This is a genomic window from Iodobacter arcticus, from assembly GCF_042664895.1.
Taxonomy (GTDB): Bacteria; Pseudomonadota; Gammaproteobacteria; order Burkholderiales; family Chitinibacteraceae; genus Iodobacter; species Iodobacter arcticus.
This window is the reverse complement of the sequence record NZ_JBHTBQ010000044.1, coordinates 248054-263251: the sequence shown is the minus strand read 5'-3', so window position 1 is coordinate 263251 and position 15198 is coordinate 248054. Positions and strand designations below refer to the sequence as shown.

Below are 15198 nucleotides of genomic sequence, written 5' to 3'. Positions count from 1 at the left end.
TTACAGTTACTTACAACACCCCAGAATCAATCCCACGTCAGCTGTCCCCCTTGATTCTCCCCATCTGAAAAAATTGCACCCAAGTAATCAAAGGCTATGCTGAATTTAAAACAGCAATGCGGGTGACATCATGGCTTTGTTTCTTATGTTTACTATGCTGGCCTTAGGCGTTCTTTATGCCGAGCTTTTTCATCGCGCCAGAGCACTTATCTTTCGCCACTACCCGGAGTTTGTCTTAGAAGACGAGAAACGCTGGCGGGAACAGTATTATCGCTATCCCGGTATGTTTATTGGCATTTTCAATAGTGAAGCCAATGGCATTACCGATCTGGTTTATTCCACCAGCTCGCGCCATGCTATTCCACTCGACGACGTATGGATTTTTGACGCGCTATTTCTTACTATATTGGCAATTAAATGGACGCTGGGCCTGATGTTTGTCTATACGATATTTTTTTAAATAAAAAAAGCCGACGCATTGCACGTCGGCTTTTGCCCATCAGATTGATGGCTTACTTTTTATTAAAATCTCCTGCATACACCACAGATAATTTTGCCGGGTCGATGTATTTCACCATCACCGCTTTAACCTGTGCCGGGCTTAAGGCTTTTAACTTGGTTTCAAAATCTGCGCTAAATTGCATCGTTCTGCCCAAGTATAAATTGCTGGCCAGAATGCCCGCTAAACTGCCGTCCTGAGTGCGCGATAATTGCATTTGCTGCACAAAGCTTTCTTTACCTAGCTTAATTTCCACATCAGTAAAGCCATCTTTGCGCACCCGCTCAATTTCCTCACGAATGCCTGCTTCTAGTTTGGCACGGTTTTCTGGTGCGTAAATTGCGTAAGTCAAGAAACTACCTGATTCATTCTGACTAGAAACTTGTAGGTTCGAGCCGCCACCGTAGCTAATGCCATCTTTCTGGCGAATACGCTCCAGAATTCTGGAATTCATACTGCCGCCTAAAAGGTAATTAGCAAAAGCTAGCGCCGGGTAATCAGCGTGCGCTTCACCTACAGGCAGTGCAATGCGGCCAATAAAAAAGGCATTGGCTTTATCAGGTGTAGGCTGTTTAATATCTAATGGTTTATTCGGCTGAAAAGGCTCATCTAAACGAGCGTAATCTTGCTTGGCATTCCAGCTGCCATACTGCTTAGCTAGCTGGGCTTTAATCGCTGCTTCGTCAAAATCACCCACTACAGCAACTTCAGCATGATTGGCTCCGTAAAACTCTGCCCAAAACGCTTTAAGATCTGCGAGTTTAGCGGCTTTTACTTGAGTAATTTGCTGCTCAAGACTGATATAAGCACGCGGGTCACCTTCTGGCCAAGTATTTAAATGGCTTTTTAGCAAATCAGAAGCAATGGCTTGCGGCTCTTTACGCGATGATTCCAGCTGCGCCAATTCTTCATTAATCAGCAATAAAAATTCAGCTTCATCAAATGCAGGCTGGCGTAAAGCGTCATTAACCAAATTCAATACTTTAGGTAATTTATCTTTTACCGTTTCTACATAAATCGAGAGCTGATTAACATCACCTCTTATTTGCAATTTGGCTTGTAATTGATCTAATTGCTCAGCAAATTGCTTGCTCGTTAGTTTCTGAGTGCCACGATCAAGCATTTCAGCGGTTAAACCTGCAATCAGTGTTTTGCCATGCAGATTTTTTTCATTACCCATATTCAATGACAAACTGGCCGATACTGTATTACCGCGAGTGAATTTAGACAGAAAAGCGTATTTCATGCCATTGGCAAATTGGCCGCTGTGCGTGCGCTTATCAATGTTTTCTGGCGAGGCAACAAAACGTTCGCCTTCGGCCATCGCAACACCGGGCTTAAACTGCTTAATTTGTTCGTCCAAATCAACTTTAGCAGGCAGAGGTGCGCGCTGTGGATTAGCCTCAGGAATAAACTCGCCCGTAGTGCGATTACTGGATTTTAACCAGGTTTGCGCCACACGCTGCACATCGGCTTTGCTTAAGGCTTTGACCCGGTCTCTTAATAAAAATAATAAACGCCAATCGCCATTGCCAATATAATCAGATAAGGCCACACCCAATTGCTCCGGGTTATTAAATACTTTAGCCATATCACTATCTATCTTGGTTTTAGCACGGGCAAGCTCTTCATCACTAATCGGATTATTTGCCAGATCTTCAATTGTATTAAGCAACACTTTCTTTGCCATAATGATGCTTTGATCGTTTTTCTCTAGCGGCAATATGGCATTCTGTTCGCTACGTAATTCCACACCAAACAGAATAAAGCCCGGCTCTTCCAAATTGGCCGACCATGAAAATACGCCGGTACCTAATTTGCTTTCTACGAGTGATTTATATAAACGGCCATTAGGCGTATCGCCCAAAATAATAGAGAGCGCTTCAAACGCAGCATAATCAGGATGCGCCGCTGGCACAGTATGGTAGGCCGCGCCCACAAACTGGCTCTCGCCCACGCGGCGAATCACCACGCTGCGCTCGCCATCTTGCGCAGGATCTAAAGTGTAGGTGTTTTCAATAATGCGTTTAGGGCGAGGGATAACACCGAATTTCTTTTCAATTAATTTCAGCGTTTGCAGGGTATCAAAAGAGCCCGCTACCACCAGTACTGCATTATCCGGCTGATAGTACTTTCGCCAAAAATCTTGCAGGCGTTTGATATTGACGTTTTCTACATCGGTACGCGCGCCAATCGTATCTTTACCGTAGTTATGCCATTGATAAGCCGCAGATAAGATGCGCTGAATCAGAATACGTGAAGCCGAGTTTTCGTTTTTTTCCATTTCATTGCGCACAACGGAAAACTCGGTTTTTAAATCATCACCCGAGATGCGCGAATTCACCATGCGATCGGCTTCCATAGAGATCGCCCATTCCAGCGTCTCTGGTTTAGCGGCAAAGGTCTCGTAATAATTGGTGCGATCCAGCCATGTGGTGCCATTAAATTGCACGCCGCGCTGGCTCATTTCTTCCCACAGCCTTGGATGCGCCTTGCTGCCTTTAAACATTAAATGCTCTAACAGGTGGGCCATGCCCGTTTCGCCGTAGTTTTCATGCTTAGAGCCCACACGGTAAGTGATATTCACCGTTGTGATGGGTTTGCTGGCATCGGGCACCAGCAATACTTTTAAGCCGTTGCTAAGCTCATATTCATTCATTCCCTCTACAGAACGAATCAGTTTCAAACCTGAAGCAGTGGCACTGCTGTTTGCAGAAGCCGCCGCCGGGCTAATGGAAGGAAGAAAGGCAAGGGCAAGCGCTAAGCTTAAAAACGTCAGGCGAGGTAGCTTCATAGTTTCCATCTTGTTAGAAAAGATAAGTGGCACATCATGACAAAGCAATAACTTACTTAATTATGTCCATACTTAAGCATAAATTGAAAGCAATTAACGGGCTCAAACAATACTTAAACTTGTAAAACCTAATAATGCTTCTTTTTTAGTATAGGGATAAGCCGCTTTTCAGGGCATGGCAATAGTGGGAAAGCCAAATGCCAAGTAATTAGCTACCATGCTAACTATTAGCCATAGAGATAAATACATGGATCCCATTAAAAACCAGCTGAGTATCTCGCTCCCTAACGAGCTAACCCAGCTCTCACGCCTGTATCGCAGTGCAGTAGATCAGTGCGCACATCGCTGCGGTTTAACCCTCGCCAGTGCCTGGCCTCTGGTCTTAATCGGCCGCAATAAAGACATCCGCCACGGTGTGCTGGCCGAAATGGTGGGGATAGAAGCCGCGTCTTTAATCCGCGTGATTGATCGACTTGTGGCCGATCAGCTTGTTTTACGCACGGAAGACCCCTTAGATCGGCGGGCCAAAATACTCTGTTTAACGAAAGAGGGACGCCAGCATGCCGGGCAAATCGAGATCCTGCTTGCCGAGCTAAGAAGCCACGTTTTTTCTGCCTTGCCCGTAGAAGACTTAGAAGCCTGCAACCGTATTTTTAGCCATATACGGCTTTCTTTGGAACAGTTTTTAAGCGAGCAAGCCGCGTGAAATTGCCCACATTTGGCGAAATATCTTTTTCGCTCAAAAGCTTTGCTGCCGCCATGCTGGCGCTATATATCGCTTTTAGCATGGATTTGCCCCGGCCATTCTGGGCTATGCTCACGGCGTATATTGTGGCTCACCCTTTTTCGGGGGCGGTGCGCTCTAAAGCCATTTATCGCGTGATTGGCACGGTGCTGGGCTCGGTTGTCGCGCTGCTGCTTGTGCCCAATTTAGTCAATTCGCCCGAATTACTGCTGCTAGCGCTCGCCTTATGGATCAGCCTTTGCATCTACGTCTCTTTGCTTGATCGCACCCCGCGCAGCTATACCTTTTTGTTGGCAGGCTATACCTGTGCCTTGATCGGCTTTCCCAGCGTCAGCATGCCGGGGGCTATTTTTGATGTGGCCCTTGCCCGCGTAGAAGAAATCACCTTGGGCATTGTTTGCGCCACGCTGATTCACAGCCTGATCCTGCCTGTGCCCGTCGGCCCTAACTTGCTGGCACGGATTGATGAAGCACGGGATAAAGCAAGAACATGGATACTTGATGTTTTAAAAAGCAGCAAAGATAACGATAGCGATCGACGAAAAATGGCCGGCACCATTTCTGAACTGCGCCTTTTAGCCACCCACCTGCCCTTTGATACCTCGCGTCTGAGCTGGGCCTCGAGACTAGTCAATGGCCTATGCGATCAACTCGCCCTAGCGCTGCCGCTGCTTTACGCCATTGAAGACCGTAAGCTGGCACTGGGCGAGATCCCCCCAGAGTGGCAGGCTCTGCTCAATCGTATCGCCGCCTGGATTGAAGCGGGTACCGATGCCGCACAGGCCGATGCGCTTTATGCAGAAATTGCTGCGATCAATCCCAAGGCCAACGCGCAAAGTACCTGGCAAGATGTGCTGCTGATTAATTTGGGCACGCGGCTTACGGCGCTGATTCAGTGTTGCACTCATGCAGCAGAGATTCGCCGTGCGATGAATCAGTCATCCTCGATACTGAGCGCTGATCTAGAAAAAATTCTGATCAAAACCAATACCGATAAACTGCACCGAGACAGAGGCCTTGCCTTTAGATCGGCACTTACGGCCTTTTTGGCCATTACCCTTAGCGGCGCTTTCTGGATTGCCTCCGCATGGCCATCGGGCATGATGGCACCGGTCATGGCGGCCATCGCCTGCTCGCTTTTTGCCGCGCTGGATGATCCTGCCCCCGCCATTAAAGCTACTTTTATTCTGACAGTAGTTACCATTCCCCTCTCTGCTTTTTATCTGTTGGTGGCGCTACCCGCCACCCATAGTTTTGGCATGCTGGCGATGCTGATGTTCCCTGTGTTTTTTATTTTAGGCATTTTTATGATGCGGCCAGCCAGTGCTTTTCCTGCACTGATGATTACCTTGGTGCTGGCTAGCACACTGGCTTTGCAAGACACCGCAATGGCCGATATGAATACCTTTTTAAATAATAAATTTGGTGAATTAGCAGGCATCGCCAGTGCCCTTGTTGTAACGGGGCTTATTCGATCTTTATCAGGTGAGTGGGTCGTTAATCGCCTATTACTTGCCGGCTGGCAAGATTTAGCCAAGCTTGGCAAGGCAGCAACACCCGATAAAGCCTTTGCCTCACGCATGATAGACAGGCTAGGTTTACTTGCGCCGCGCTTAGCCACCCTGAGCGATCCCTCCCCTGCCGCCAGCGTGCTCAATGATTTACGCATCGGCCACGAAATGACCATTTTGATTCAGCACCAGGATCAGTTGCCCTTGCATATTCAGCCACTGCTCACGCAGCTATCGCAATACTTTGCAGGCCGCGCCAAACAGGCGATCCCTTCTACGAATCTACTTAGCCAATTAGATAGCACCTTGCGTGGGGCCATTCAGGAAACCGCCTCGGCGGCGCAGCTTGCCTTGATTGCCGCCTTAGTCGGCATCCGTCGTGATTTATTCCCAGATACCGTAGCAAATTTATCTCATCAACCCATCGCAGACTTATCGCAACAAGCCATAGCCCTGCCCAATCATCAGGACGAAAAACCATGATTAACCTTGCTTGTTTTCGGCCCGCTCAGGAGCCTCAGCAATGATGGAAATTGAATTGTTTGGCTTGTTTATGCCGCAGCTCTTAGTGCTCAGCATATTGGCCTTTCTACCTTACTGGCTCACCCGCTGGGTTTTTCAGCGGCTTGGCGTTTATCACTGGGTATGGCACCCAGCGCTGTTTGATACGGCACTCTACGTCATCCTTTTAGGCCTTATCAACACGCTTCTATCGAGTTAAAAATGAAAAAAATAATCCAGATTCTGATTACCTTAGCCGTAGTGGCCGCTGCCATTTTTATCGGCATGCGTTTATGGAATCACTATGAAGTAGAGCCCTGGACAAGGGATGGCCGCGTGCGCGCACAAGTGATTCAAGTGGCTCCCGATGTGAGCGGCCAGGTCACCGCGGTGGCCGTGCGTGATAATCAGGAAGTGAAAGCAGGCCAGCTCTTATTTGAAATTGACAGGGAACGCTTTGCACTCTCGTTACGCCAAGCCGAAGCGGCCGTACAAGCGCAGCGCAGCGCTTTAAAGCAAGCGGAACGAGAAGCCAGCCGCAACAAATCACTCGGCGGCATTATTTCTCAAGAAAGCATCGAGCAAACCCTTTCAAAAGTTGAATCCCTGCAAGCCGCGCTAGCCCAGGCCATAGCTAATCATGAAGTAGCCAAGCTTAATCTGGCACGCTCACGCGTCTACGCCTCGGTAAATGGCGTGATTACCAATCTGGATTTGCAAAAAGGCGGCTTTGCTACCGCTGGCAGACCCACACTGGCACTGGTTGATCGGGATTCCTTCTATGTGGAAGGTTATTTTGAAGAAACCAAACTGGGGAAAATAAAATTAAATGCCCCCGTCACCATGAATATCATGGGGCAAAAAATAGAAATTAAAGGCCATGTAGAAAGCATTGCCGCAGGGATTGCGGATAGGGATCGCGGTGCCAGCAGCAATCTTTTGCCCAATATCAACCCCACTTTTAACTGGGTGCGCTTAGCCCAGCGTATTCCGGTACGCGTGGCCATCGATCAAGTTCCAAGCGAAATCCATCTGGTGGCAGGGCAAACGGTGACGGTTAAAGTCCAGCCTGCAGACAAGAAGCATCAGGCCGCAGGGCCAGCGGCAACTGCAAGCTCCCAGCCTGCAGCAAAGAAATAAGAGATGATCATGAAAATACCTTTATTCGCCATAATTGCCTTGGCGGGCTGCGCGGCCGTTGGCCCTGATTACCAAGGCCCGAAGGATAGCAAAGTAGATAGCAGCGCCGCACAAGGCGGTTTTTTAGACGCTAAAAGCGAAGCAACCCTGCCTAAAAACTGGTGGCAGCTTTACCGTGAGCCTGCACTCAATAAACTGGTTGAGCAGGCCTTTACCGCCAACACCGATTTACGCCAAGCCGCCGCTAATCTCGCCCGCACCCGCGCCTTATTGGGTGAAGCACAGAGCCTGCAATCGCCCAATATCGGCATGAGCCTTGCTCCTGGCTATGGCCGCCCTTCTGCTGCCGCCAAAGGTTTACCCAAAGCGTTGGACGACGATTTTAGCTACGACACCGGCGTAAGCGTGTCTTACCAATTTGATTTGGTCGGCAAAATCAGTAGAGGGATTGAAGCATCACAAGCCGATAGCGAAGCTGCCAAAGCGGCTTATGATTTAGTCCGCGTCTCTGTTGCAGGCGAAACCACCCGTGCCTTTGCCGATATCTGCTCATCGGGCAGGCAGCTGCAAGTGGCTGAGCAATCGGTCAGCTTGCAAAAGCAAAGTTTGGGTTTGGATGAAAAGCTATTTAAAGCAGGCCGAGGCACATCCTTAGATGTAGTGCGTTCACGCGGGCAATTGGCTCAGTTGCAAGCAGCCCTGCCGCCCCTGCAAGCACAGCGCCGTATCGCGATGTACCGCCTTGCCGTACTCACCGGTCATGTGCCTGAAGCCATCGAATCGGTCTTGCCTGCGTCAGTTTTGCAGTGCAATACCACACCACAACTCGCCAGCACGATTCCTAGCGGTAAAGGCAGTGATTTACTGCGCCGCCGCCCGGATATCCGCCAAGCCGAACGCAGCCTAGCCGCAGCCACCGCCCGCATTGGCGTGGTAACGGCCGATCTTTACCCGAGCATCAGTCTAGGATTAACCGCAGGATCCACCGGCGCTTTAGATCAATTTGGCGATAGCAACACCATGCGCTGGGGCATCGGCCCGCTGATTTCATGGACCATTCCCAATACGGGCGCAACCCGCGCCAGAATTGCAGCGGCCACAGCGGGTGCAGATGGTGCATTGGCGAAGTTCGACTCCACCGTGCTCACCGCCCTAAGAGAAGTAGAAAGCGCCCTCACCGTTTACGCAAGGGAGCTAGACCGCAATGCAGCGCTGACCAACGCCAAAGCGGCCAGTACCGAAGCAGCCAAACAAGCGCAACAACTCTATAAATCAGGGAAAACATCGTATCTCACCGTACTCGACGCCAACCGCAGCCTAGCCAGTGCAGAAAGTGCCCTCGCCAGCTCGAACGCCGCACTCACGAGTAATCAGATTGCGGTGTTTATGGCTTTAGGCGGGGGATGGGAGGAATAAGTTTTATGGGCTGTTAAGACACAATAAATCTGAGGCTTTATAAAGACGCATTGCGCCGTGTGTCCGTCACGGTCATACGGCGTAATGCTGCCAAGCAATAAGGCATTGCCTTTGCTATTAAACGTGGGCGTGCTGCTCTGGCTCAACAGAAAGCCGCATGCCTACTGTCTTTAAAACGGCTAACAATGTTTTTAAGGTCGGATTACCTTTGGGTGACAATGCGCGTCAACTAGCTACACTTAAAAAAAGTCCCCTCCAATGAGTTACGGCGTAACCAAGCGATAGTTACGCCGTAAAAATAAACCACATAGAGCCAGATGCTTTTAGAGAACCAAAAACCTTAAGCGCGCAGTGCGATCACTTCAATTTCAACCATGGCATCTTTTGGCAGACGCGCGACTTCTACGCAGCTGCGTGCTGGGTAGCTGCCTGTGCCTTCAAAGAAACGGCTATACGCTTCGTTGACTTCGGCAAAATGGTTTAAGTCTTTTACAAATACCGTGGTTTTGATGATATTTGATGCGTTCAAGCCCGCTTCAAGCAAGATTGCCGCTACATTGGCTAAGCACTGAGTGGTCTGTGCGCTAGCTGTTGCTGGCATTTCGCCTGTAGCCGGATCAATAGGCAATTGGCCAGAAGTAAAAACCAGCTGGCCAATATCTTTAGCTTGTACATAAGGACCGATGGCGGCTGGGGCATTGCTGGTGTTCAGGTCTTTCATGGAGTGTCCTTTAGTCAAAATAAAAATTAATGCTGTATAGACAATGATAACACCCCAAGCGGCGCGGCTTAAGTGAAGGTTACCCAATGAGTTAAGAACGCCAGCTACTACACATAACTTTACACAAACAACACATGCGCTTTACCTCGGTCAACTATTCTGCAGTTGTTGCAAGCCATCTTGCAAAGCCAAACTACTCTCAAGGAAATCACCATGTTCAGCGCACTTAAAGCCAAATTTCAACATCGCCAGATGAAACGCCGTGCAGCTATTATTGCTGTAATGGGGCTTTCTTTAGGCGGTTTAGCTTACGCAGCAGCACCTGACAATTGCGGTGGCAGGCCCGGTATGCGTCACGGCAATCCTGAGCAAATGCACAAAATGATGCAGGGCCGTTTAGATAAAGCGTTGCAAGAAGTAGGCGCAACAGATGCGCAAAAAGCCCAACTGAATCAACTTGCCGAGCAAGCCTTTAAAGAAATGAAAACGCAACGGATCGCGATGCATGCTGATAAAGATGAGCTGCGCAAAGCCTTAAGCCAAACTACGGTAGACACCGCACAGCTAGAAACACTGCGCGCAGCCAAGATTAAGGCAATGGATGAATCATCCCGTAAACTGACAGCGATCCTTAGCGACGCCAGCAAAATTCTGACTCCGGAACAAAGGCTTAAACTGGTAGAAAAAATGGATAGAAAAGGCCGTAAGCACGGTTAAGCAAACTTGGCTTAGCGCTCTAAATACGCCGTCATCCCCGAGTGCTTTAGTCGGGGATCCAGCAGCACAGCTGGATTCCCGCTAGCAGCCTGTCGGACTTAAGCGATCGTAGCGAGGGGAGGTCCGGCTTGAGACAGATTTCATGCATTTTTGAGGCGAATAGCTGGCTATTCAACGAGAAAATGCGTGAAATATGGCCAAATCCGGCTTTTCCGCAGTAGATCAGTCTTAAGTCCGACAGGCTGCTAGAGTCATGCGGGAATGACGTCATTTAAAACACCAATAAGCCAGCATTAATCCAACCACAGGAATCTCATGTCCAAGCAGCTTTTACTCATCGACGACGACGAGCGCCTTACCGCCATGCTAGCCGAATACTTGCGGCTGCAAGGCTTTGCGGTGGACGTGGCGCACGATGGTAAACGCGGCTTAGCAGCCCTTGCCAGCCGCAGCTTTGATGCGCTGATTTTAGATTTAATGCTGCCCGATGTAGACGGCCTTGATTTATGCAGGCAGATTCGCCAGACCCAGCCGCTGCCCATTCTGATGCTTACCGCCAGAGGCGATGTCACCGATCGGATTGTAGGGCTGGAATTAGGAGCCGACGATTATCTTGCCAAGCCCTTTGATGCAAGAGAACTACTCGCCCGATTACGCGCCATCTTGCGCCGCCAAAACAGCACTGACAGCAGCTTGCTCACCTTTGGCAAGATAGAAATCGACGCCGATGCCCGCAGCGTAATGGTTGCGGGGCAAGCGTGCGCCATCACCAGCTACCAATTCGATTTACTGCTGTGCCTTGCCCGCCACGCCGGTAAGGTGCTGAGCCGAGAACAAATTTTAGATCAGGTACGCGGTGAAACGCTGGAAGCCTTTGATCGCAGCATCGACGTACACATCTCCAAACTCCGCGCCGCGATTGGGGACGATTCCAAAGCCCCCAAACGCATCATCACCGTGCGCGGCGTGGGCTATGTGTTTGCTAAAACAGAGGATTAATTGATGCTCCGTCGTCATTCTCTTTTTAGTGCCTTCGGCACGTTGATTTTGGTGCGGTATCCCCGCGGGGGACTCACTTTCTTGTACGGCCAAGAAAGGAAGCAAAGAAGGCCGCCCCGACCAGCACGAAGGCCCCTCACTGCGGATAATCAGCTCGGCGACAAAGGCTGCTCGCTCGCTGCCTCGCTACCCCTTTGCCGAAACCCCGAGCCGCTTATTCCTCGCTTCGGCGTGCTTCAAGGGGTGACTTAAGCCCCGTGCCACGTACCGTGCCATGATAAAGCCTAGATTATTATGCTTAGAGGATATTGAAACACCTTAATTCAAAAACTGTTTTTCTCCGTGAAACTCCGTGTCCTCTGTGTCCTCCGTGTTTCAAGATTTGGGTTTTACTCCGTAATATCAGCAGCAAATGACAACATCAACAGGCATAGCACCTTAAGCGCCTTACTTCTTTAGCCTTAAAGGACTCCTCGTGCGGCATAAGCTTTACTGGCAGATTTACTTTACCGTGGTCGGCAGCCTGGTTTTATTTGCGCTGCTTGCGGGGCTGCTTTATCAATGGCATGACGATCCGCCGCCCAGACGATTAATCCATGGCGCCGCCAATTTGCTGGCGGCTGCGCTTCCACCTGCTGATCGGCCTATCGGCACACAAGCAGCTGCATTTACTCAGCTGACTCAGGAATTCGATATCCCGATTAGCCTTTATGCAGCGAACGGGCAAATGATTGCCAGCGTGGGAGAGCCTTTGGAATTAAGGCGGGGCAAACCACGTATTTTTCAATTACGCCTACCCGACCAGCGCCTGATTCTGATTGGCCGCCCGGCGCATAGGGAAAAAAGCCCCGGCCTATTGGCAGGCTTTGCCATGCTGGCTCTTGCCATTGCCATCGCGGCGATTCCATTGGCGCGTAAGCTCAGCCGCCGCTTAGAAGCGCTCGCTAATCAGCTGGATGCCTTGGGCGAAGGGGATTTTTCGGTGCGGTTGCCGGTGCATGGCAAAGACGAAGTATCGCGGCTATCGATTCACTTTAACCGTGCTGCCGGGCAAATTGCCGAGCTGCTGAACGCGCATAAAAACCTACTCGCCCATGCCTCGCACGAATTGCGCTCACCACTGGCTCGCTTGCAAATGGCCGCCACCCTACTGGGCGATCATGCCCCCGTCCATTTGCAGAAAGAACTCAGCCAGAATATCAGCGAGCTTAATGAGCTGGTCGAAGAAATCCTGCTGATGAGCCGCCTTGATGCAAGGCCAGAAAGCCTGCAAACCCAGCGCCTTGATTTGCTTGAGCTATGCCAGATTGAAGCCGCGCCTTATGCAGCCAGCGTAGCTGGCCCTCATACCGAGATCGAAGCCGACCCGCGCCTCTTAAAACGCTTAATTCGTAACCTATTAGAAAACGCCAACCGCTATGGCGCCGCGCCATTAAGTATCCGCATTGATATTGAGGCCGATTGGGTGCGGCTTTACATTTGTGATCAGGGCGCTGGCATTGCAGCCGCTGCCCAGCCACATATCTTTGAGCCTTTTTACCGCCCGCCCGGCACACCCGAGGGCAAAGGCGGCCATGGCTTGGGGCTGGCGCTGGTTAAACGGATTGCCGAGCATCATGCTGGAAGCGTTGAATATCAATCGCCGCCAAGCGGAGGCAGCTGTTTTAAAGTGAGTTTAAAAAGAAGCACTCAAGCTTAATCTGCAATAAATATCCCGCCATTTTCTAAACAAAAGCCCTCGCTTCTGAAGCGTAGCGTCTGCTTGCTTTTGCACCTGCTCGCCCGCTTAAAATAAGCCAACACACATTCTGCATCGCCTTCACAAAGGCATCACCGAATCGTCACGACCAAGTCACATGCTTTCCGCATAGTGGATATCAGTTTATATAGGGCCAAAAGCTTGCCCCGGCACGCTTTCTCTTAATCGCAAAAATTTTTGTAAGGCCATCCACATGCTGAAATCCTCACTCCTTGCGCTGACTTTAGCCATCTCTGCCGCTAGCCACGCCGGTCTGGCTAGCGGCGATATGGCTTTCACTACTTTTAATGCCGATGAAGACGGCTGGGCCATGGCCACTTTTGTTGATATCGCAGCCAATACCAAAATCTATTTCACAGATAATGAATGGAATGGCGCTGGCTTTAATAAAGGCGAGAGCTTTCATCAATGGCTAAGCGGCTCTGCAAGCATCGCTGCAGGCACGGTGATTCGCTTTAGTGCTACAGATGATGCACGTAAGCTCTCGTCTTCCTTAGGTTTATTCAGCCGCAGCAATGTATCTGGCAGCAATAACTTTGGGCTAAGCCAATCTGCCGAAACGGTTTATGCCTATCTCGGCACCTCAGCCACTGCCCCCACTACTTTCCTAGCAGCGATTTCTACTGGTGCTTTCAGTAGTGCAGAAGGCGGCTTAACAAATACCGGCCTATCGATTGGCAATGGTGCAATCCGGCTAAAAAATGGTTCTGATTTCGCGGAATACACCGGTTTACGCACTGGCCAGGCACAGATGAGCGATTACAAAACGCTGGTCAATAACACAGGCAACTGGTCTGATCTAGGCAATGGCAACTTTGCCAATCTGGCCGCCAATACCAGCTCTTTCGGTAAAACCATCACCCCCGTACCAGAGCCTGAAACCTACGCGCTGATGGGGCTGGGCATGATTGCTTTACTCACCCGCCGCCGTAAGCTGCGAGTGTAAAGCAGGCTGTATTTTGAAAACGGGTGCATGCCAAAGTTTGCACCCGTCCTAAAGTTGGCTCCTACCGTAGCTCAATCCGCAGCCAACCATTGATACATCACTAGCGTATCCACAAAACCCAGCTGCTTATGCCGGTAAGCTTTAGGCACCCTGCCCACCACTTCAAAACCCAGCTTTTGCCACAACGCCACCGCCACGGTATTGCTTGAAACCACAGCATTAAATTGCATGGCTTTAAAACCCAGCGCCAAAGCACGCTGCTGTGAATGCTGGCATAGCGCTTTGGCCACGCCTTTGCCTCTGGCGGCATTTGCCACCATATAGCCGCAATTGCTTACATGAGCGCCCGGCCCGCTGGCGTTGGCTTTAATGTAATAAGAGCCAAGCACAATGCCCTCTTCTACTGCCACATAAGTCTCGGCGGGCAATGTGCACCACAGCTCAAATGCTTGCCGCTCGTTTAAATCGGGGTCAAATGCATAGGTTTCTTCTGCTTGAATAACAGCAGAAAAAACCGGCCAAAACTGGGTAAATAACGCTCGATCCATTGCAACAATATTCATCAGTACTCTTCTCAATCTGCCTGAAGATAAGCAGGCATGCGGGTTTTTAAAAGTTTTTCACGCTCATCGCCAATGCTTTTCCAAATGCACGCGCTGACTTTAGGGTGCTCTGCATAAAAATCTTTACTAAAAATTAAAAAATAATCTTTCTTGCTAATTTCCGGATCTAATCTTTTCACTTTTAAATGTTTATTTCGCAATAAAAAGGCCTCCCCCACATTCTGCTGGGTGGCATAGGCATCGATGCGGCCCGCATTTAATTTTGCAAAATTATTTTCAACACTCAGCGCCGCTTCATAAGGAATCGTTAAACGCTCTAAATCTTTAATCACCGACCAACCCAAATTAACCCCCACCTTATTCTGCAAATCATTAAACGCCTTGCCATCCCATGTGAGTTTCGATTGTTTATTTACAAAAAAAGAATAACTCAGCGTGGTTAAGCGCTGCCCATGATCGGGCACTTCACCCCGCATTGGATATACCGCAAAATCGGCCCTTTCCTCGGTATAAGAGAGCATCAGCACGCCCTGCACCAAATTGGTTTTTAAACTATTTAATAAACGTAAAGGAGGTAAGCGCTCCAGCTCTAGCAGCACATCACAGCGCCCTGCCACTGAGCGAATTTGCTCAATCGCAATCCCCGGCAAGGGCTGCAATTGCAAGCTATCACCCATAATATATGGAGGGGATGACTGCTGATTAACCCCGATACGCAGCGTGACGCGTGCCTGCGCGCCCGTTGCTAATATTAAAGCCAAACCAACGATAATCAGCGTTATGCTCTTCATGCCTTTAGCTTAGCAGCTTCAAATGAACAAAACCCCCTTCACACAAGCAAGCTGACACTGCTTATAATCTAGCCTCTGCTCACCCTGGCCATTTTT

At 49.8% G+C, this 15198-nt stretch carries 14 protein-coding genes; 10 read left to right on the top strand and 4 right to left on the bottom strand.

Translation table 11 applies throughout. The annotated features are described in order from the left end of the window. Positions 1–130: 130 nt before the first annotated feature. On the top strand, positions 131–460 hold the full coding sequence (locus ACFQNF_RS18675; protein WP_380189550.1) for a hypothetical protein: 330 nt from the start codon (positions 131–133) through the stop codon (positions 458–460). A gap of 52 nt (positions 461–512) precedes the next feature. Here the strand turns inward: ACFQNF_RS18675 and ACFQNF_RS18670 are convergent, their stop codons facing one another. Next, complete coding sequence (locus ACFQNF_RS18670; protein ID WP_380189548.1) at positions 513–3293, bottom strand: M16 family metallopeptidase; 2781 nt, start codon at positions 3291–3293, stop codon at positions 513–515. Positions 3294–3540: 247 nt separating this feature from the next. Between ACFQNF_RS18670 and ACFQNF_RS18665 the strand changes: the two genes are divergently transcribed. Genes ACFQNF_RS18665 through ACFQNF_RS18645 form a run of 5 tightly spaced genes read left to right on the top strand, consistent with a single transcriptional unit; the run spans position 3541 to position 8606 of the window. Then, the gene (locus tag ACFQNF_RS18665; protein WP_380189546.1) at positions 3541–3999 is read left to right on the top strand and encodes a MarR family winged helix-turn-helix transcriptional regulator; all 459 of its coding nucleotides are present in this window, start codon (positions 3541–3543) and stop codon (positions 3997–3999) included. Then, on the top strand, positions 3996–6032 hold the full coding sequence (locus ACFQNF_RS18660; RefSeq protein ID WP_380189544.1) for an FUSC family protein: 2037 nt from the start codon (positions 3996–3998) through the stop codon (positions 6030–6032). The genes ACFQNF_RS18665 and ACFQNF_RS18660 overlap by 4 nt, the downstream gene beginning before the upstream one ends. A gap of 40 nt (positions 6033–6072) precedes the next feature. Next, on the top strand, positions 6073–6270 hold the full coding sequence (locus tag ACFQNF_RS18655; protein ID WP_046351167.1) for a DUF1656 domain-containing protein: 198 nt from the start codon (positions 6073–6075) through the stop codon (positions 6268–6270). A gap of 2 nt (positions 6271–6272) precedes the next feature. After that, positions 6273–7190, top strand: a complete 918-nt coding sequence (locus ACFQNF_RS18650; protein ID WP_380189542.1) for an efflux RND transporter periplasmic adaptor subunit — start codon at positions 6273–6275, stop codon at positions 7188–7190. 9 nt (positions 7191–7199) lie between these two features. Beyond that, positions 7200–8606, top strand: a complete 1407-nt coding sequence (locus ACFQNF_RS18645) for an efflux transporter outer membrane subunit (protein ID WP_380189540.1) — start codon at positions 7200–7202, stop codon at positions 8604–8606. A gap of 340 nt (positions 8607–8946) precedes the next feature. Here the strand turns inward: ACFQNF_RS18645 and ACFQNF_RS18640 are convergent, their stop codons facing one another. After that, positions 8947–9327, bottom strand: coding sequence for a RidA family protein (locus ACFQNF_RS18640; RefSeq protein WP_380189538.1), 381 nt, complete (start codon positions 9325–9327; stop codon positions 8947–8949). 213 nt (positions 9328–9540) lie between these two features. On the opposite strand from ACFQNF_RS18640, the gene ACFQNF_RS18635 reads away from it, so the two are divergent. The 4 genes from ACFQNF_RS18635 to ACFQNF_RS18620 all read left to right on the top strand — a co-directional run bounded on the left by ACFQNF_RS18635 (position 9541) and on the right by ACFQNF_RS18620 (position 13748). After that, positions 9541–10044 carry a Spy/CpxP family protein refolding chaperone gene (locus ACFQNF_RS18635; protein WP_380189536.1) on the top strand — a complete coding sequence of 168 codons (504 nt, stop codon included), beginning with the start codon at positions 9541–9543 and terminating at the stop codon, positions 10042–10044. Positions 10045–10359: 315 nt separating this feature from the next. Next, positions 10360–11043 (top strand): response regulator, encoded by a 684-nt coding sequence (locus ACFQNF_RS18630; RefSeq protein WP_380189534.1) that lies wholly within the window; start codon positions 10360–10362, stop codon positions 11041–11043. Between the two features lie 475 nt (positions 11044–11518). Further along, a complete protein-coding gene (locus ACFQNF_RS18625; RefSeq protein WP_380189532.1) occupies positions 11519–12742 on the top strand; it encodes a HAMP domain-containing sensor histidine kinase in 1224 nt (407 codons plus the stop codon). Between the two features lie 253 nt (positions 12743–12995). After that, positions 12996–13748, top strand: a complete 753-nt coding sequence (locus ACFQNF_RS18620) for a PEP-CTERM sorting domain-containing protein (RefSeq protein ID WP_380189530.1) — start codon at positions 12996–12998, stop codon at positions 13746–13748. Between the two features lie 71 nt (positions 13749–13819). Here the strand turns inward: ACFQNF_RS18620 and ACFQNF_RS18615 are convergent, their stop codons facing one another. Together ACFQNF_RS18615 and ACFQNF_RS18610 are read right to left on the bottom strand one after the other, a co-directional pair. Then, positions 13820–14311: a GNAT family N-acetyltransferase gene (locus ACFQNF_RS18615; RefSeq protein WP_380189528.1), complete on the bottom strand. Its 492-nt coding sequence runs from the start codon at positions 14309–14311 to the stop codon at positions 13820–13822. A gap of 11 nt (positions 14312–14322) precedes the next feature. Next, a complete protein-coding gene (locus ACFQNF_RS18610) occupies positions 14323–15102 on the bottom strand; it encodes a substrate-binding periplasmic protein (RefSeq protein ID WP_380189526.1) in 780 nt (259 codons plus the stop codon). Positions 15103–15198: the final 96 nt, after the last annotated feature.